Genomic DNA, 18,299 nt, shown 5'->3' on the forward strand with positions numbered 1-18,299 from the left:
GATGTTACATAAATGTTACGTTAATTAAGATTGCTTAATATGGAGGGAAAATATGAGTGTAGATGAGAAACCAATTAAGATAAAAGTCGAGAAAGTCTCTAAAATTTTTGGGAAACATACAAAGAAAGCAGTTCAGATGCTTGCCGACGGAAAGACAAAAAAAGAGATCCTGAAAGCGACTGGATCAACCGTTGGGGTAAATCAAGCTGATTTTGATGTATATGATGGTGAGATATTTGTCATCATGGGTCTATCAGGGAGCGGTAAATCAACGTTAGTACGGCTATTAAACCGGCTTATTGAACCGACTGCCGGAAATATTTACATTGATGGTGACATGATAACAAATATGTCTAAAGACCAGCTCCGGGAAGTACGCCGGAAAAAAATCAGCATGGTCTTCCAAAAGTTCGCTCTGTTCCCGCACAGAACGATACTTGAAAACACAGAATACGGACTGGAGCTTCAAGGTGTAGACAAACAAGAGCGCCAGCAAAAAGCGCTTGAGTCTCTAAAGCTTGTAGGCCTTGAAGGATTTGAACACCAATATCCTGACCAGCTTTCAGGCGGGATGCAGCAGCGTGTCGGCCTTGCCCGCGCGTTGACAAATGATCCGGACATTCTTCTGATGGACGAAGCCTTCAGTGCGCTCGATCCATTGATTCGTAAAGATATGCAGGATGAACTTCTTGATCTTCACGATAATGTCGGAAAAACAATTATTTTTATTACGCACGACTTGGATGAAGCATTGCGCATCGGTGACCGAATTGTTCTAATGAAGGACGGTAACATCGTCCAAATCGGCACGCCTGAGGAAATCCTGATGAATCCATCTAACGAATATGTTGAGAAATTCGTTGAGGATGTTGATTTATCTAAGGTCCTCACAGCAGGCCACATTATGAAACGCGCTGAAACAGTGCGGATTGATAAAGGGCCTCGCGTAGCATTGACACTGATGAAAAACCTTGGAATCTCTTCCATTTACGCAGTTGACAAACAAAAGAAATTGTTGGGCGTAGTCTATGCGTCTGATGCGAAAAAAGCGGCTGAGTCTGAAATGCCTCTTCAAGACATTTTGAACACAGAATTTACGACTGTACCAGAGAATACGTATCTGACAGAGATTTTTGACGCTGTTTCTGATGCGAATATTCCAATTGCGGTTGTAGATGAGAAGCAAAGAATGAAAGGGATTGTCGTAAAAGGCGCACTGATTGGCGCGCTTGCCGGCAATAACGAGTATATCAACGCTGAAGGCACTGACGAACAAACACAAGATCCTTCTGTACAGGAGGTGAAATAAGATGGATAGACTGCCTAGAATACCTTTAGCAGATATCATTGACCGTTTTGTTGACTGGATTACGATGACATTTGGCGGATTCTTCGACGGAATCGCAAACGGATTGGCCGCTTTTGTAAATGGAATTGTCAGCGGTCTTGGATTTATCCCATCTATTTTGTTAACGATTATTTTCGCCGCACTCGCGTGGTGGATCAGTACGAGAGGAATTGCGTTATTTACATTGATTGGATTCCTCCTGATCGATTATTTAGGCTATTGGGATCCAATGCTTCAAACATTGGCGCTTGTTTTGACATCTGTGATTATTTCGATTGTGGTCGGGGTTCCGATCGGAATTTGGGCGTCCCAGAAAGAAACGGTTCGCCGTATTGTCACGCCTATTCTTGATTTAATGCAGACAATGCCTGCTTTCGTATATCTATTGCCGGCAATTTTCTTCTTCAACATCGGTGTTGTACCGGGGGTTGTTGCATCCGTTATCTTTGCAATGCCGCCGACAATCCGCATGACTGTTCTCGGTATTAAACAAGTGCCGGCGGATCTGATTGAAGCGACTGAGGCGTTCGGTTCTACGACAGCTCAGCGTTTGTTTAAAGTTCAGCTTCCGCTTGCGACAAAAACCATTCTGGCCGGAATCAACCAAAGTATCATGCTTGCGTTATCAATGGTTGTTATCGCCGCGATGGTCGGTGCGCCTGGACTTGGTTCTGAAGTATACAGCGCCGTTACACAGCTGAAAACAGGGGTCGGTGTAGAGGCGGGTATCGCTATCGTTATCGTTGCCATTACGCTTGACCGTATTACGCAAAATATCAAAGTGAAGAAGAAAAGCAGGGGGAATGCCTGATGCTTAAAAAAATCATCGGTATCGGCGTTTCCGCCATGCTGGCGCTCTCACTCGCGGCCTGTGGTTCAGAAAGCGATGAAAATGCAACCGCGGCTGAACAGGTGAATAAGACCATCATCGGGATTGACCCCGGTTCAGGGATTATGGCCCTGACCGACCAAGCGATGAAGGATTATGGCCTGAATGACTGGACAGTGATTTCGGCGTCAAGCGCTGCGATGACCGCAACGCTTAAAAAGTCATACGATCGTAAGAAACCGATTATCATTACTGGGTGGACACCGCACTGGATGTTCTCTAGATATAAGCTAAAATATCTCGATGATCCGAAGCAATCCTACGGCAGCGCAGAGGAAATCCATACGGTCACACGCAAAGGCTTCAGCAAAGAACAGCCGAATGCCGCAAAGCTTCTCAGCCAGTTTAAATGGACGCAAGACGAGATGGGAGAAGTGATGATCAGAGTGGAAGAAGGCGAGAAACCTGCCAAAGTCGCTGCTGATTATGTGAAAAAGCATAAGGACCAGATTGCAGAGTGGACAAAAGGTGTTCAAAAGGTAAATGGTGATAAAATCAATCTTGCCTATGTAGCGTGGGACAGTGAGATTGCAAGTACAAACGTGATGGGTAAAGTCTTAGAAGACTTAGGCTATGACGTGACGCTTACTCAGGTAGAAGCCGGGCCAATGTGGACCGCAATTGCGACGGGAAGCGCGGATGCATCCCTTTCCGCATGGCTGCCGAATACCCATAAAGCATACGCCGCCAAATATAAAGGCAAATATGACGATATTGGCACCAGCATGACTGGCGTGAAAATGGGCCTTGTTGTGCCGGAATATATGAAAAATGTCAATTCAATTGAAGATTTGAAGAAGTAATGGAGAAAGCAGCCTGTAGCCAGGCTGCTTTTTTTCGTTAAGAAGCGTTAGCGGCAGCGGATGTTTCCGCTTTCTGAAAGGTTTTGACTACGGCATTAGCCAAAATGTGAATGCCGGTAAATATCGCGTTTCGGTCAAAGGTCATGTGCGGGTGATGGAGTCCGGGCTGGAGTCCGCAGCCGAGACCGAGCATGGTTGTTTTCAGGTTCGGCACTTTCACGGCGTAAAAATGGAAATCCTCGCCTCCGGTGGTGACAAGCGGGTCATCAAGCTGCTCTGCACCGATGATATCCGTAATGGCTTCTGCCATGATCGCTTCTGCTTCTTTGTTTTGTGTTGCCGCAGGAAGGCTGTGCTCCTTTTGCAGTTCGATCTTCGCGCCGAATGCCGCGGCAGCCGATTCGCAGGCTCTTTCTGTTTCGGCAATTAACGTTTCCATAGCTTCATTGGTCTGCGCGCGCAAATCAAGGCTGAACGATGCTTTTCCTGGAATGATGTTAGAGCTTTCTCCGCCGGCTTGAAGTTTGGTCATTTTGACGGTATGCGGGATTTGCGGGTCAATATGAATGAGTCCGAGCTTATGTACAAGTAATGCCGCAATTTCAATGCTGTTTTTCCCGAGATGCGGGCGTGCGCCGTGGGCTTCCTCTCCGATAATCGTCCCCTCAATATGCTGGCTTGATCCGTGCAGAATAGATGGAGCGCAGCGGCCGTTCTGTGTTTCCTGAATCGGACGGACGTGAACGCCGTACAAATAATCGACATCATCAAGCACGCCTTCTTCTATCATTTTCAAGGCGCCGCCTCCTTTTTCTTCTGCCGGCTGAAAAATGAAACGGATTGTTCCCTTCGGAAGCTCTGGCTGTTTTTTCAGCAGCATTAACGTGCCCAATGCCATTGTCATATGTGAATCGTGGCCGCAGGAATGATTGGCGCGAAATGTCCCGTTGACCTCCTGCCATAATGCGTCAATGTCAGCACGCACCGCTACAACCGGCGAGCACGAGCCGATTTCGCCGACAACTCCGGTGCAGTCTGAAAACGTGCGCGTCCGGCACCCTAAATCCCCAAGCTTTTGTTTTAGAAATGCCGTTGTCTCATATTCCTTCCAGCTGACTTCAGGGTTCGCGTGCAGATGCTCGAAGATGTCCATAATGGTTTGTTTCATGTCTTCGGAAAGCTTTTGCATGGTAAGAAGTACCTCCTTTTATCAGAATGAATTTTACCTGCTTTCCTTTATTTCTATTGAAACAGAAAGATAGGCTGTATATAATATAGCACATATTGCGACTTTTCAGAATAATTAATATTTTCAAACAGAGGAGATGGATCAAAATATGAATATGCCAGCAGCCGACACACAGCCTAAGAAAAAACGAACGACATTTAAAATGCCTGACGCCTATGTCCTCTTATTTATCATTGCTTTCATTTGCGCCATTGCTTCGTATATTGTGCCTGCGGGTGAATTTGACCGCGTAACAAAGGGGGATGTCACGACCGCCGTTCCGGGCAGCTATCATTCCATTCAACAGTCTCCGGTCAGCTTGATCAGCTTTTTTACTTCTCTTCAGGATGGAATGGTCGGATCAGCACCCATCATTTTTCTGATTTTATTCACAGGCGGCACCATTGCGATTTTAGAAAAAACGGGTGCCATCAACGGCCTGATTTACAATGTCATCAGCAAATTCCGCACAAAGCAATTATTATTTATTTGTATAGTCGGCGCGTTGTTCTCTATTCTCGGAACAACCGGAATTGTCGTGAATTCAGTGATTGGGTTTATCCCCATCGGCCTCATTGTCGCACGCTCCTTAAAATGGGACGCAGTCGCGGGCGCCGCCGTTATTTACATCGGCTGTTACGCTGGATTTAACTCTACCATCTTATCGCCGTCTCCGCTCGGTTTATCACAATCAATCGCGGAGCTGCCGCTCTTTTCGGGGATCGGACTGCGTGTTGTGATATACTTATGTTTTTTGCTGTCTTCTATTTTTTATATCTATCTGTATACGAGAAAATTAAAAAAATCAAAGGATGCCAGTGTGTTAGGAACAAATTGGTTCCCCGCGGCAGGAATGGGCGAAGCGGGTACAGAAGAAGATCAGTCAGTTCCGTTTACCGTTCGCCATAAGCTGATTTTGGCTGCGGCGGGACTGTCGCTGATCGGATTTTTATATGGGGCTTTGAAGCTGGGCTGGTCTGACTCACAGATGGCTGCGACGTTTATTTTTATTTCTGTCCTTGCGGGTTTAATAGGCGGGCTTGCGGCAAACGATATTGCCAAAACCTTCATTACGGGCTGCCAAGGCCTTGTATACGGGGCGCTGATTGTCGGGATGGCGCGAAGCATTTCCGTCATTCTTGAAAATGGCAAGCTTCTCGATACAGTCGTCAATGCTTTGGCTTCGCTTTTGGACGGCTTCAGCCCGATTGCTGGCGCGATCGGCATGTATATCGCCAGTGCGCTTCTTCACTTTCTCATTTCTTCAGGGTCTGGCGAAGCCGTTGTATTTATTCCCATTCTGGCGCCGCTCGCTGATTTGATGGGGATAACAAGACAGGTTGCTGTGGAGGCGGTTATGCTCGGAGAAGGAGTCGTCAACTGTGTGAACCCAACGTCGGGTGTTCTCATGGCGGTGCTTGCGGCCAGCGGCATTCCGTACGTCAAGTGGCTGCGGTTTATGGTGCCGCTTGCTCTGATTTGGTTTTTGATTGGGCTTGTTTTTATTGTGATCGGTGTCATGATGAATTGGGGGCCGTTTTAACGATTGCTGCCCGCCGGCTTGTACGGCGGGCTTTTGAGTTATTCATTGCAGAGGCGCAGGCTGTTATTGTAACATGTAAGCCATAAGCCATTCGTAAAAATGCGGGAGGAAGGTCATGAATAATCTGCGTAATAGACTTTCAGGCGTGAATGGGAAAAGTAAGAGAGTAAAAGAGAAAGAACAAAAAATCTGGTCGGAGATCGGGATGATAGCGGGAGCGTTTGCGCTCCTTGATGTGATCATTCGCGGCATTATGTTTGAATTTCCGTTTAAAGAATGGGCTGCAAGCCTTGTGTTTTTGTTCCTCATCATCTTATATTACTGCATCAGGGCAGGAGCGTCGGGAATGCTCATGCCGAGAATAGACACCAAAGAAGAACTGCAAAAACGGGTGAAGCAGCAGCGGATAGAATCAATTGCGGTTGCCTTTGCGGTAGTGGTGCTTACGATGTACGACAGGGGGATTCCCCATACATTCTTCGCTTGGCTGAAAATGATTCTTCTTTTTGTCGTCTGCGGAGGCATTCTGTTTCTGCTTCGATATGTGATTGTGAAGCTGGCATACAGAAGAGCGATAAAAGAAGAAATAAGGAAGAAATCATCTTAGAAAAGGTGGTTTCTTTTTTGTTTGTAAAGTAAGGAAACGAGCGGCGTTTCTATTTCATAGGAATATAGGTTTGAATTCACTCTATCAAGTTGTTTTGATAGAGTGAATATGATAATTTGAGATGTAAGCGCTAACAAAATTCTCCAGTCTTCATATTCGTTTGAAAGGAGGAAGCGGAAGAATGAAGTAAGAGGGATTTTTGGCTACACAGTCATTTTCAAAAATCAAATAAGGAGTGTGAAGGATGTTTCAAAAACGATTCAAAAACTCTTTACTGCCGTTATTTGCTGGATTTTTATTGCTGGTTCATATGGTTCTGGCAGGGCCGGCGGCTGCGAATGCTGAAGCGCAGAACACATCAAATGAACTGGCAGCGCCACCAATTGAAAGCGGTACCATTCTTCATGCTTGGAATTGGTCGTTCAATACGTTAAAACAAAATATGAAGGATATTCATGATGCAGGATATACAGCTATTCAGACGTCACCGATTAACCAAGTAAAGGAAGGGAATCAAGGAAATAAAAGCATGTCGAATTGGTACTGGCTGTATCAGCCGACATCGTACCAAATTGGCAACCGTTACTTAGGCACAGAACAAGAATTTAAAGAAATGTGTGCAGCCGCAGAAAAATATGGCGTAAAAGTCATTGTTGATGCGGTCATCAATCATACGACAAGTGACTATGCCGCGATTTCCAATGAGATTAAGAGTATTCCAAACTGGACGCATGGAAACACACAAATTAAAAACTGGTCTGATCGATGGGATGTCACGCAGAATTCATTGCTCGGGCTGTATGATTGGAATACACAGAATACTGAGGTACAAGCCTATTTGAAACGCTTCTTGGAAAGAGCATTGAATGACGGAGCAGACGGATTCCGCTATGATGCCGCCAAGCATATAGAGCTCCCGGATGACGGGAATTACGGAAGCCAATTCTGGACGAACATCACAAACACATCTGCCGAGTTCCAATATGGAGAAATCCTGCAAGATAGTGCCTCCAGAGATGCAGCATACGCGAATTATATGAATGTGACAGCATCTAACTATGGACATTCCATAAGATCCGCTTTAAAGAATCGTAATCTGAGCGTATCGAATATTTCCCATTATGCATCTGATGTGTCCGCCGACAAATTGGTCACATGGGTGGAATCGCATGATACGTATGCCAATGATGAGGAAGAGTCAACATGGATGAGCGATGACGACATCCGTTTAGGCTGGGCAGTGATTGCTTCTCGCTCAGGCAGTACGCCTCTCTTCTTTTCCAGGCCTGAGGGCGGCGGAAGCGGTGTGAGATTCCCGGGGAAAACCCAAATAGGCGATCGCGGGAGTGCTTTGTTTAAAGATCAGGCTATCATTGCGATCAATGCATTTCACAATGCAATGGCCGGGCAGCCTGAGAAGCTCTCAAATCCGAATGGAAACAATCAGGTCTTCATGAATGAACGCGGCTCGCACGGCGTTGTGTTGGCGAATGCCGGTTCATCTTCAGTCGCCATCAATGCCTCAACGAAGTTACCAGATGGCAAGTATGATAATAAGGCGGGAGCCGGTTCATTTCAAGTAACGGATGGTAAACTGTCAGGCACGATCGAGGCCAGATCTGTGGCTGTTCTGTACCCAGCCGGTGCTGCCAGCGCGCCTCACGTCTCTCTTGAGAATTACAAAACAGAGATCACGCATTCGTTCAATGATCAGCTGACGATCACCCTGCGTGCAAATGCGAATACAACAAAAGCCGTGTATCAAATAAATAATGGGCAAGAGACTGCGTTTAAGGATGGAGACCAATTAACGATCGGAAAAGGAGATCCGTTTGGCAAAACATACAACATCACGTTAAAAGGAATAAACAAAGATGGTGTAACGAGGACCCAGAAATACAGTTTTGTAAAAAGAGATCCGTCTTCAGCTAAAACCATCGGCTATCAAAATCCTAATCATTGGGGCCAAGTAAATGCTTATATTTATAAACAAGATGGGGGCCGGGCAATAGAATTGACCGGATCTTGGCCGGGTAAAGCAATGATTAAAAATGCAGATGGAATTTACACGCTGACACTGCCTGCAGATACAGATACAACAAACGCCAAAGTGATTTTTAATAATGGCAGCGCCCAAGTGCCCGGCCAAAATCAGCCTGGCTTTGATTATGTGCAGAATGGTTTATATAATGACTCAGGCATAATCGCTTCTCTTCCTCATTGAAGGCAAGCGATCAAAATGAAAATCCCAAAGAAGCCATCTCAGATGGTTTCTTTTTTTTGTTCACAAATCAGTAAAACTTTTTTCTTGCAAAAGTTTGTGAAATGTTGCACAATATAAATGTGAAATACTTCACAAACAAAACATCAAAGATAAACATACTTGGAGGATGATTCATATGAACCATGTAAATAAAGTAGCTTTAATCGGAGCAGGTTTTGTTGGAAGCAGTTATGCATTTGCGTTAATTAACCAAGCGATCACAGATGAGCTTGTGATCATTGATTTAAATAAAGAAAAAGCAATGGGCGATGTAATGGATTTAAACCATGGAAAGGCGTTTGCGCCGCAGCCGGTCAAAACATCTTATGGAACATATGAAGACTGCAGGGATGCTGATATTGTTTGCATCTGTGCCGGTGCAAACCAAAAACCTGGTGAGACACGCCTTGAATTAGTAGAAAAGAACTTAAACATTTTCAAAGGCATCGTCGGGGAAGTCATGGCGAGCGGATTTGACGGCATTTTCTTAATCGCGACAAATCCGGTTGATATTTTGACTTACGCAACATGGCAATTCAGCGGCCTGCCAAAAGAGCGGGTGATCGGAAGCGGTACAACACTGGATACTGCGAGATTCCGTTACATGCTGAGCGAATACTTCGGTGCAGCGCCTCAAAACGTGCACGCGCATATTATCGGAGAGCACGGGGACACAGAGCTTCCTGTTTGGAGCCACGCGAACGTCGGCGGTGTGCCGGTCAGTGAACTTGTTGAGAAAAACGATGCATATAAACAAGAAGAACTTGACCAGATCGTAGACGACGTGAAAAACGCCGCTTACCATATTATTGAGAAAAAAGGCGCGACTTATTATGGGGTGGCGATGAGCCTTGCCCGCATTACAAAAGCCATTCTTCATAATGAAAACAGCATTTTAACTGTCAGCACATATTTGGACGGAGAATACGGCACAGATGACGTGTACATCGGCGTTCCGGCTGTCGTGAACCACGGAGGAATTGCAGGCATCACTGAGCTGAATTTAAATGAGAAAGAAAAAGAACAGTTCCTTCACAGTGCAGACGTCCTTAAAAACATCTTAAAACCGCATTTTGCAGAACTTCAGGTCATCTAATTCGCAACTATAGAGTAAAGGGCTGATTGTCAATGTGGGAGCAGTTGTATGATCCGTTTGGAAATGAGTATGTGAGCGCACTTGTGGCGCTCACTCCGATTCTCTTTTTTCTCTTGGCTTTAACTGTTTTTAAAATGAAAGGCATTCTTGCGGCATTTCTTACTCTAGCCGTCAGTTTCTTCGTCTCCGTTTTGGCATTTCATATGCCGGTTGAAAAAGCGATTTCTTCTGTTTTGCTAGGGATTGGGAATGGACTGTGGCCCATTGGCTACATCGTCCTGATGGCGGTTTGGCTGTATAAAATTGCAGTAAAAACCGGAAAGTTTACCATTATCCGTTCCAGCATTGCCGGCATTTCGCCTGACCAAAGAATACAGCTATTATTAATTGGTTTTTGTTTTAACGCGTTTTTGGAAGGCGCGGCCGGTTTTGGTGTTCCGATTGCCATTAGCGCGGCGCTGCTTGTCGAGCTTGGTTTTAAACCGTTAAAAGCGGCGGCGCTCTGCTTGATTGCCAATGCAGCCTCAGGAGCCTTTGGAGCGATCGGAATTCCTGTCATTACAGGAGCGCAGATCGGTGATTTATCAGCACTTGAACTGTCACGTACATTGATGTGGACATTGCCATTGATCTCGTTTTTGATTCCGTTTCTGCTCGTTTTCCTGTTGGACCGGATGAAAGGAATCAGACAGACATGGCCTGCCCTGCTGGTTGTGAGCGGTCTGTATACAGCTGTTCAGACACTGACAATGGCAGTGCTCGGACCGGAGTTAGCAAACATCTTGGCGGCCTTATGCAGCATGGGCGGGCTTGCGCTCTTCCTCCACAAATGGCAGCCGAAGGAGATTTATCGGGAGGAAGGAGCCGGCGAAGCGGGTGATAAAAAGACATACAGTGCCGCTGACATTGCGAAAGCGTGGTCTCCTTTCTATATTTTAACCGCGGCGATCACGATCTGGAGCCTTCCTGCCTTCAAAGCGCTTTTCCAAGAAGGCGGGCTGTTATATCAGACAACACTTCTTTTGAAAATGCCTGTTCTGCATCAGCAAATCATGAAAATGCCGCCGATTGCGCCATCTTCCCTGCCGTTAGATGCAGTCTTTAAAGTCGATCTGCTGTCAGCGACTGGCACAGCGATTTTAGCGGCTGTCATTGTGACAGGGCTGTTCAGTAAAAACTTCTCGACTCGGGATGCTTTTGCTTCCTTGAAGGAGACGGGAAAAGAGCTGTGGGTGCCGATTATCACGATTTGCTTTGTGATGGGATTTGCCAATCTGGCCAACTTTGCAGGGCTCAGCTCTTCAATTGGGCTGGCATTGGCGAAGACAGGAGACTTGTTCCCGTTTGTCAGTCCTGTTCTTGGCTGGATCGGCGTGTTTATTACCGGCTCTGTTGTCAGCAATAACGCTTTGTTCGGGCATTTGCAGGTTGTCACCGGAGCGCAGATCGGTGCGGGTTCTGATTTGCTGTTAGCTGCCAATACGGCCGGCGGGGTCATGGCGAAACTTGTTTCTCCTCAGTCTATCGCCATCGCCGCCGCAGCGGTCGGCCAGACAGGCAAGGAATCTAAACTGTTTAAGCGTACAGTAGCGTACAGCCTGATTCTGTTATTGATCATTTGTATATGGACGTTTATTCTTGCGAGATTAGGATTGTAATAGAAAAAGCAGTACATGCTGGCATGTACTGCTTTTTGTGTTAATTTGCTTTCTTCGCCATTTCAGCTGTTGTTTTCACTCTGGCTTTTCCCATAAATAAAATGGTAACCGCAGCGAGGACAATTGGTATCAAAGCGAGCAAAAAGACATATGTGATACTTGATGACATCGCGTCAATGATGCGATTCAGGATCGCCTCAGGAATCTGGGAACGTGTTCCCGCTTGAAAAATCTCCTGCGGGTCGCCGATATGTTGCGCCGCACCGGAGCCCGCTGAGCCTTTCATGCCGCTGAAAGCGTCGCTCAGCTTGTTTGTGAATACGTTTGTTTGCACCGTTCCAAAAATAGTAACGCCCAGGGTCATGCCGAGTGACCGCAAAAATGAATTTGTAGAATTGGCCGTCCCTCGAAAACGAGGTTCAAGATCATTCATCGATGCCGCCGGCAGCAGGGAGAAGTTAAAGCCGACACCAAATCCTGAGATCATCATAAAGACGGTCAGCCATACCCGTGCTGTGTCAGGCGTCATATTGGAAAGCAGCAGCATGCCGATAAAGAAGGCGATAACAGATATCAGCATCAAATTGCGGAAGCTGGCCTTCGTTTGGAAGATCCCGCCGATCATGCTCCCGATGACTGATCCAAGCATCATCGGCGTCAAAATGAAGCCCGCGCTTGTCGCTGAGCTGCCGTATACCGCCTGAACGAAAATCGGAATAAATACCGCTAAAATAATGAATGTTCCGCCGTACAGGAAAGCGAGAATCTGCGCTGTGGCAAATAAACGGTTTTTAAACATCCAGAACGAAATGATTGGCTCTTCCGCTTTTCTCTCCACAATAAAAAAGGCAATGAAGAAAACGGCGAATACAATAAACAGGCCGATGATCTGAATGGAATTCCAATCGTATGTTTTGCCGCCAAGCTCAAGGGCGAACATCAGGCATACAATGGATACGACTAAAGTAATCGCGCCGCCCCAGTCAATTTTCTGCTTTCTGTGCTCCAGAGATTCTTTGTAGTAGCGAATAATGAAAAACAATGACAATGCGCCGATCGGCACGTTGATGTAAAATACCCAATGCCAGCTGATCGCATCTGTAATGATCGCACCTAACAGCGGCCCAAGAACACTGGATAAGCCAAAGACAGCGCCGAACATGCCGGACATTTTTCCGCGTTTTTCCGGCGGAAACAAATCAAAGATAATGGTAAAGGCAATCGGCAGGAGCGCGCCGCCTCCAATCCCTTGAATGGCCCGGTAAATGATCAGCTGATTCATTGTCTGTGCAATCCCGCATAAAGCCGATCCGATTAAGAAAAAAATAAGTCCAAACAGGAAAAAACGTTTTCGGCCGTACATATCGGAGAGCTTGCCGTAAATCGGCATTCCAGCCATGACCGCCACCATATAGGATGCCGTGACCCATGCAAATTTATCGAAGCTTCCAAGATCCGCTACGATGCTGCCCATCGCGGTGGCAACAATCGTATTGTCCATTGCAGACATTAAGATGCCCAGCAGGAGACCGAGGACCACAAATTTGGTGGAAGCCTGTTTTGCAGTTGTTGTGTCCATTTGTTCTACCTCCTCTTACTTTTCTATGTAAGTTCTGATATCATGATAATAGCTTGATCATTAAATATCTCGATTATCAAGATAAATTTGATTCTATAGGGAGGACTGTCAGTTGTCAACAAGAAATTCTAGAAGTGAGTTGGAAAAGACTTCCGTTCAGCTTTTTCGGAAATTGGGCACCAGAACGGTTCTGTTTCATCAGGCAGCCGCTCAAGCCCTCGGTCTGTTTCCCACCGATTTGAAATCAGCTGACATCTTAAATGAAGCGGGGCCGATGACCGCCGGAGAGCTGGGGAAAAAGACAGGCCTCAGCACAGGTTCCGTCACCGCGCTTGTTGACCGGCTGGAAAAAGCGGGGTATGTGGCGCGGGAAAAGGACCCGAACGACCGCAGAAGAGTCATAATCGTCCCTTTAACCGCTTCGAAAAAACACGTGAAGGATTTATTCCGCTCTCTGTCCGAGTCAACGATGGATTTGTGCCGTGAGTATACGGAAGAAGAACTGGAACTCATTTTCAGCTTCGTAGGCAAAGCCGCCGATATTATGGAGGAAGAGCTTGAACGTCTGAAACAGTAAGCGAATTTTGTGCATAGCTTGGCCCGTTCCCGAATACATTGTACAAGTTACGTAAGAGAAGGGAGTACGGGCCGGTGAACATTTTTTTGAGCTATATTGTGCTGGGGCTGTCCTTGTCTGCGCCTGTAGGACCAGTGAATGCGGCGCAAATAGACAAAGGAATTAAAAACGGTTTCTGGCATGCATGGATTTTTGGTTTAGGCGCCATGACAGCTGATGGACTGTACATGCTTTTCATCTATTTCGGACTGTCGCAGTTTTTGACCGCTCCATTCGTGAAAACGTTTTTATGGCTCTTTGGCTTCTTTGTGCTGACCTATACCGGTATTGAAACGCTGAAAAATGTCAGAGAAGCAATGGATGTGCGAAGCTCACGGGGAAAAGTGTCATACAGGAAAACGTTCGCCTCGGGTTTTCTCATTTCACTGTCAAATCCATTGAGCATCCTTTTTTGGCTTGGGATTTACGGAAGCATCCTTGCGAAAACAGCAGAGGCCTACAATATGAATCAGCTTCTTATCTATAGCTCCGGCATCATGATCGGCATTTTAATCTGGGATTTTTGCATGGCGATTACAGCCAGTACGTTCAGAAATCTGCTTCATGAAAAGCTGTTGAGAGGATTGACCGGAATCGCCGGTATATCTCTCCTTGTGTTTGGCTTTTACTTCGGTTATCAGGGCATCAAACAGTTATTGGGCTGATTCATGAAGGACAGTCACCTGCCGCCTCCCGTTTTAATATAGTATCCAGATGATACTGGAGGTGGATCGATAGTGAATGGGATTTACACCAAAAGTTTTCTGGAACGTAATCAAGATGAGCTTTCTGATTGGCAGCGAATCGCTTTTGAGCTTTTGGCTGAAACTGTGGCGGATCATGCGGATACGTTTCCGTGCATTCCCGGACGCCAGGCGTTTCTGACAGACCAGCTTCGCATTGCTTTTGCCGGAGATCCGCGGGAAAACCGTACAGCGGAGGAACTGGCTCCGTTGCTTGCGGCGTACGGCGAGATATCGCGGAACACCGGAAAATACGCATCCCTCGTTGTGTTGTTTGATACGCCGGAAGATTTGGCAGAGCATTATTCGATTGAAGCGTATGAAGAGCTGTTTTGGCGCTTTTTAAATAGACTGAGTGAACAAGACGAAAAAGAGTGGCCGGAAGATATTCCGGCCGATCCCGAGCATTATAAATGGGAGTTTTGTTTTGACGGCGAGCCGTACTTCATTCTGTGCGCTACGCCGGGTCACGAGGCGAGAAGAAGCCGAAGCTTTCCTTTTTTTATGATTACGTTTCAGCCAAGATGGGTGTTTGAAGACTTAAATGGATCAACCGCTTTTGGCCGCAACATGAGCAGACTGATCCGATCCCGGTTAAAGGCCTACGATCAAGCCCCGGTTCACCCGGAATTAGGCTGGTACGGAGGAAAGGATAACCGCGAATGGAAACAGTATTTCCTCCGTGATGATGAAAAACAGGTATCGAAGTGCCCGTTTTCTTATTTAAAGAACATGTTCAACAAATTAAAATAAATCACGAGCTGGCAGGGCGGTCTTTATGTCCCTGTTTTTTTTGATAGATCATGGTCACGACGGCAATGATCGCGAGAAAGCCTATGCTCACAAAAAATCCGGGCCGGCTTGATTTTTCAAACAATGTACCGGACACAGCCGCAGCAATCAGAATCACCGCCAAATAAATTTGCGTTTTCCCCATGCCCCCAGGTTCGGTCAGCTTTTTGCTGGAGAACAGGATAAACAGCCAAGTGTATAAAAGCATAAGCCCGGCTGCTGTCGTCATGTGCTCATAAATGTTTTTCGGCAGCACTAAAGACAGAATAATCGATAAAACAAGCCCCGCAAACGTCAGTCCCAGCGCAGGCCAGCATATTTTTTTGCCTTCCTTTAAGGTAAAGCATTTCGGCGCGTCGCCGTCATCTGCCATCGTACAAAGCAATGTCGTAACCGCGAAAAGCGAAGCGACAAGCGTCGAGAACCCGGCGATAATGAAAATCCCGTTAAAAATATCGAGGATGATCTCAAGGTGATGCCCTTTTAACGACGTAATGAACGGGCTGTCCTCTTCTGTAAACGTGTTTAACGGAACCAAAAGCAAAGCCAGCCCGATTGAAATAATGTAAATAATCGCCAGTGTTTCCAGCATCAGCTTCCCTGATTTTGACGCTTCCTCTGGTTTTTTTAAGTGAACCGCCATCAGCCCCATGACTTCAATTCCGCCAAAGGCGTAAAACGCGTAAATTAAGCCTGTCCACAGTCCCATAGCGCCGTATGGAAAAAATTCACTTGTCTTGTTTGGAACCTGTACATCAGGCTTTCCGCCGGACAGGATGCCGCATAATGCCAGGATGGCAATGACAATAAACATAAAAATAGCGGCTGTTTTGATGACGGCCAGCACGTTTTCAGTCTTCTCAAATACAGACAGCCCGGTGAAAATAATGAGAAGCCCGAGTACGGCGTAGATTGAAGCAAACACCCATAACGGAACTTGAGGAAACCAATGCTTTGTAAATAGCGAAATGGCTGTCAATTGGCTTCCGGTAATCAGCATTTCTGAGGACCAGTACACCCAGCCGTTGCTGAAGCCAGCCCATTTGCCAAACGCTTTTCGCGCATACGCACAAAACGAGCCTTTTTCAGGCTGTTTCGCCGACAGCTTGGCGAGCTGTTCAAAGACAAAATAAGTACCGATCCCTGCGATAAGAAATGAAAGGAGAACGGAAAAACCGCTTTTGACAATTGCGATGCTGGACCCGAGAAAAAATCCTGTTCCGATTGTGCAGCCGACTCCGATCAGAGACAGCTGCCACCAAGCCAGATTCCCTTTTTGCTGGTCTTTTTTAGTTTGACCCATAATCATTTCAACCCCTTTTTTCTAAGATTAGATTGTGACCCGCCCGAAGCTTATATGCATCGGATTTTTGCCTCTTTTTACATGGAGAAGGCGGCGAACGCTCATACTAATGAAAAAAGGAGTAAAGCTATGGCACAGCAATATATCGTAGAGCCGAAAAAAGGGCTTGGACTGAAGCTGAAAAAGGGGCAGATTTTGAAGGTGGTTGACGTTGAAGGGCAGCAGGTGGCTGATTTTGTCGCGTACCATGCCAAGGATTTTTACGAGCATCTTGATCAGGGAGCGACAATTGATGCCAATCATTCCATAAACGTAAAGGTGAATGACCATATCTACTCTAATCTGTACAAACCGATGCTGACGCTGATCGAGGATACGGTCGGCAAGCATGATCTGCTGCTTCCCGCCTGCCGCCCTGATATGAACAGGCTGTTATACGGCAAGCAAAAGGATGAATTCCAGGATACGTGCTATGACAATATGAACCGTGCGCTTGAACAGTTTGGCGTGCCAAAGCCCCACATGCATTACCCATTTGCGATTTTTATGAACACGGTTCTTGATGAAAAAGGGAACCTGTCTGTGGAAACGCCGCTCTCGAATGCCGGGGACTATGTAAGGCTGCGGGCGGAAATGGATTTGATCGTCGCGTTTTCTTCCTGCCCGATTGAAAAAGGAAAGTGCAATGGCGAAAGTGTCACGTCTATACGGGTGGAAATCAGCTGATCTCTCTTGTTCACTGTGAATGAAGACCTGTGCTATATTTAATAGGGATACATCATTGTCATGATTCATTTTCATCAATTTCGGGAAATGATCAAATAAGAAACAGCGAATTGTACAGGAGGAATGATTGGGATGAGCATGCAGGAAAAGATTATGCGTGAATTACATGTGAAGCCCTCAATTGATCCAAAGCAAGAAATTGAGGACCGAATCAATTTTTTAAAACAATATGTAAAGAAAACCGGTGCTAAAGGCTTTGTATTGGGAATCAGCGGCGGACAGGATTCCACACTTGCGGGAAGACTGGCTCAGCTTGCGGCTGAGCGCATTCGCGAAGAGGGCGGAGACGCTCAATTTATCGCGGTACGCCTTCCGCACGGCACACAGCAGGACGAAGACGATGCCCAGCTTGCATTGAAGTTCATTAAACCGGATAAATCATGGAAGTTTGACATTAAGTCGACAGTCAGCGCGTTTTCTGATCAGTATCAGCAGGAGACGGGTGATCAGCTGACTGACTTTAATAAAGGAAACGTAAAAGCAAGAACGCGAATGATCGCTCAATACGCGATCGGCGGACAAGAAGGCCTTCTTGTCATTGGCACTGACCACGCAGCTGAGGCTGTCACCGGTTTCTTTACGAAGTACGGTGATGGAGGAGCGGATCTCCTGCCGCTGACTGGATTGACGAAGCGCCAGGGAAGAAGCCTGCTGAAAGAGCTGGGCGCACCGGAACGTTTATACTTAAAAGAGCCAACTGCCGATCTGCTCGACGAAAAGCCGCAGCAGACGGATGAAACAGAGCTGGGCATTTCCTACGAGGAAATTGATGATTATCTCGAAGGGAAAGAAGTGTCAGCGAAAGTGTCAGAAGCACTGGAAAAACGCTATAGCATAACTGAGCATAAACGTCAGGTTCCGGCATCTATGTTTGATGACTGGTGGAAATAAAATGAAGAAAGCCCGCTCTCGGAGCGGGCTTTTGTTATGTGCGGGATGGTATGATGAAGCGCTGTCTATATTGTTTTAATGCTTTTTTGCGTCGAAGTATTAAAATGCCTGCGGATATGTTGTAAAATGAATGTCATTCAGGCAAAAACGTTTG

16 protein-coding genes are annotated in these 18,299 nt (G+C 46.4%); 13 read left to right on the forward strand and 3 right to left on the reverse strand.

Annotated elements, in window-relative coordinates; all coding sequences use genetic code 11:
* Positions 1-52: 52 nt before the first annotated feature.
* Genes opuAA through opuAC form a run of 3 tightly spaced genes read left to right on the forward strand, consistent with a single transcriptional unit; the run spans position 53 to position 3,040 of the window.
* Positions 53-1,309, forward strand: a complete 1,257-nt coding sequence (opuAA, locus tag G4P54_RS01705) for a glycine/proline betaine ABC transporter ATP-binding protein OpuAA (RefSeq protein ID WP_167871584.1) — start codon at positions 53-55, stop codon at positions 1,307-1,309.
* Position 1,310: 1 nt separating this feature from the next.
* Positions 1,311-2,159 (forward strand): glycine/proline betaine ABC transporter permease subunit OpuAB, encoded by an 849-nt coding sequence (gene opuAB / locus G4P54_RS01710; RefSeq protein WP_003241221.1) that lies wholly within the window; start codon positions 1,311-1,313, stop codon positions 2,157-2,159.
* Complete coding sequence (gene opuAC, locus G4P54_RS01715) at positions 2,159-3,040, forward strand: glycine/proline betaine ABC transporter substrate-binding protein OpuAC (RefSeq protein ID WP_024715529.1); 882 nt, start codon at positions 2,159-2,161, stop codon at positions 3,038-3,040. The genes opuAB and opuAC overlap by 1 nt, the downstream gene beginning before the upstream one ends.
* Before the next feature lie 37 nt (positions 3,041-3,077).
* Here the strand turns inward: opuAC and G4P54_RS01720 are convergent, their stop codons facing one another.
* On the reverse strand, positions 3,078-4,229 hold the full coding sequence (locus G4P54_RS01720; RefSeq protein WP_167871585.1) for a M20 peptidase aminoacylase family protein: 1,152 nt from the start codon (positions 4,227-4,229) through the stop codon (positions 3,078-3,080).
* A 148-nt stretch (positions 4,230-4,377) separates the two neighbouring features.
* Here G4P54_RS01720 and G4P54_RS01725 point away from each other — a divergent pair, with 148 nt between their 5' ends.
* From G4P54_RS01725 to G4P54_RS01745, 5 genes are all read left to right on the forward strand, one after another.
* Complete coding sequence (locus G4P54_RS01725) at positions 4,378-5,811, forward strand: YfcC family protein (RefSeq protein ID WP_024715527.1); 1,434 nt, start codon at positions 4,378-4,380, stop codon at positions 5,809-5,811.
* Between the two features lie 115 nt (positions 5,812-5,926).
* Positions 5,927-6,418: a DUF6773 family protein gene (locus G4P54_RS01730; RefSeq protein WP_167871586.1), complete on the forward strand. Its 492-nt coding sequence runs from the start codon at positions 5,927-5,929 to the stop codon at positions 6,416-6,418.
* A 244-nt stretch (positions 6,419-6,662) separates the two neighbouring features.
* Positions 6,663-8,642 carry an alpha-amylase gene (gene amyE, locus G4P54_RS01735; RefSeq protein WP_167871587.1) on the forward strand — a complete coding sequence of 660 codons (1,980 nt, stop codon included), beginning with the start codon at positions 6,663-6,665 and terminating at the stop codon, positions 8,640-8,642.
* Between the two features lie 175 nt (positions 8,643-8,817).
* Positions 8,818-9,777, forward strand: coding sequence for an L-lactate dehydrogenase (locus G4P54_RS01740; protein ID WP_167871588.1), 960 nt, complete (start codon positions 8,818-8,820; stop codon positions 9,775-9,777).
* 32 nt (positions 9,778-9,809) lie between these two features.
* The gene (locus G4P54_RS01745; protein ID WP_167871589.1) at positions 9,810-11,435 is read left to right on the forward strand and encodes an L-lactate permease; all 1,626 of its coding nucleotides are present in this window, start codon (positions 9,810-9,812) and stop codon (positions 11,433-11,435) included.
* Between the two features lie 40 nt (positions 11,436-11,475).
* On the opposite strand, the gene bmr3 is transcribed toward G4P54_RS01745, so the two are convergent.
* Entirely contained in the window at positions 11,476-13,014 is a 1,539-nt protein-coding gene (gene bmr3, locus G4P54_RS01750) for a multidrug efflux MFS transporter Bmr3 (RefSeq protein ID WP_167871590.1), read from the reverse strand.
* Positions 13,015-13,126: 112 nt separating this feature from the next.
* Between bmr3 and G4P54_RS01755 the strand changes: the two genes are divergently transcribed.
* The 3 genes from G4P54_RS01755 to G4P54_RS01765 all read left to right on the forward strand — a co-directional run bounded on the left by G4P54_RS01755 (position 13,127) and on the right by G4P54_RS01765 (position 15,126).
* Complete coding sequence (locus tag G4P54_RS01755; RefSeq protein WP_024715521.1) at positions 13,127-13,591, forward strand: MarR family transcriptional regulator; 465 nt, start codon at positions 13,127-13,129, stop codon at positions 13,589-13,591.
* 74 nt (positions 13,592-13,665) lie between these two features.
* Complete coding sequence (locus G4P54_RS01760; RefSeq protein ID WP_024715520.1) at positions 13,666-14,295, forward strand: LysE family translocator; 630 nt, start codon at positions 13,666-13,668, stop codon at positions 14,293-14,295.
* A gap of 69 nt (positions 14,296-14,364) precedes the next feature.
* Complete coding sequence (locus G4P54_RS01765; protein ID WP_167873797.1) at positions 14,365-15,126, forward strand: YqcI/YcgG family protein; 762 nt, start codon at positions 14,365-14,367, stop codon at positions 15,124-15,126.
* Between the two features lies 1 nt (position 15,127).
* On the opposite strand, the gene G4P54_RS01770 is transcribed toward G4P54_RS01765, so the two are convergent.
* Positions 15,128-16,468, reverse strand: coding sequence for an amino acid permease (locus tag G4P54_RS01770; protein ID WP_167871591.1), 1,341 nt, complete (start codon positions 16,466-16,468; stop codon positions 15,128-15,130).
* Positions 16,469-16,597: 129 nt separating this feature from the next.
* Here G4P54_RS01770 and G4P54_RS01775 point away from each other — a divergent pair, with 129 nt between their 5' ends.
* Together G4P54_RS01775 and nadE are read left to right on the forward strand one after the other, a co-directional pair.
* Complete coding sequence (locus tag G4P54_RS01775; protein WP_167871592.1) at positions 16,598-17,194, forward strand: DUF1989 domain-containing protein; 597 nt, start codon at positions 16,598-16,600, stop codon at positions 17,192-17,194.
* A 132-nt stretch (positions 17,195-17,326) separates the two neighbouring features.
* Entirely contained in the window at positions 17,327-18,145 is an 819-nt protein-coding gene (gene nadE / locus G4P54_RS01780; protein WP_167871593.1) for an NAD(+) synthase, read from the forward strand.
* Positions 18,146-18,299 lie beyond the last annotated feature (154 nt).

The sequence above is a fragment of the Bacillus tequilensis genome (assembly GCF_012225885.1).
Lineage (GTDB): Bacteria > Bacillota > Bacilli > Bacillales > Bacillaceae > Bacillus > Bacillus tequilensis.

Excerpts from the sequence above, each read along its gene's own strand:
- opuAA (WP_167871584.1), top strand. The coding sequence starts at position 53 with ATGAGTGTAGATGAGAAACCAATTAAGATAAAAGTCGAGAAAGTCTCT.
- opuAB (WP_003241221.1), top strand. The coding sequence starts at position 1,311 with ATGGATAGACTGCCTAGAATACCTTTAGCAGATATCATTGACCGTTTT.
- opuAC (WP_024715529.1), top strand. The coding sequence starts at position 2,159 with ATGCTTAAAAAAATCATCGGTATCGGCGTTTCCGCCATGCTGGCGCTC.
- G4P54_RS01720 (WP_167871585.1), bottom strand. The coding sequence starts at position 4,229 with ATGCAAAAGCTTTCCGAAGACATGAAACAAACCATTATGGACATCTTC.
- G4P54_RS01725 (WP_024715527.1), top strand. The coding sequence starts at position 4,378 with ATGAATATGCCAGCAGCCGACACACAGCCTAAGAAAAAACGAACGACA.
- G4P54_RS01730 (WP_167871586.1), top strand. The coding sequence starts at position 5,927 with ATGAATAATCTGCGTAATAGACTTTCAGGCGTGAATGGGAAAAGTAAG.
- amyE (WP_167871587.1), top strand. The coding sequence starts at position 6,663 with ATGTTTCAAAAACGATTCAAAAACTCTTTACTGCCGTTATTTGCTGGA.
- G4P54_RS01740 (WP_167871588.1), top strand. The coding sequence starts at position 8,818 with ATGAACCATGTAAATAAAGTAGCTTTAATCGGAGCAGGTTTTGTTGGA.
- G4P54_RS01745 (WP_167871589.1), top strand. The coding sequence starts at position 9,810 with ATGTGGGAGCAGTTGTATGATCCGTTTGGAAATGAGTATGTGAGCGCA.
- bmr3 (WP_167871590.1), bottom strand. The coding sequence starts at position 13,014 with ATGGACACAACAACTGCAAAACAGGCTTCCACCAAATTTGTGGTCCTC.
- G4P54_RS01770 (WP_167871591.1), bottom strand. The coding sequence starts at position 16,468 with ATGGGTCAAACTAAAAAAGACCAGCAAAAAGGGAATCTGGCTTGGTGG.
- G4P54_RS01775 (WP_167871592.1), top strand. The coding sequence starts at position 16,598 with ATGGCACAGCAATATATCGTAGAGCCGAAAAAAGGGCTTGGACTGAAG.
- nadE (WP_167871593.1), top strand. The coding sequence starts at position 17,327 with ATGAGCATGCAGGAAAAGATTATGCGTGAATTACATGTGAAGCCCTCA.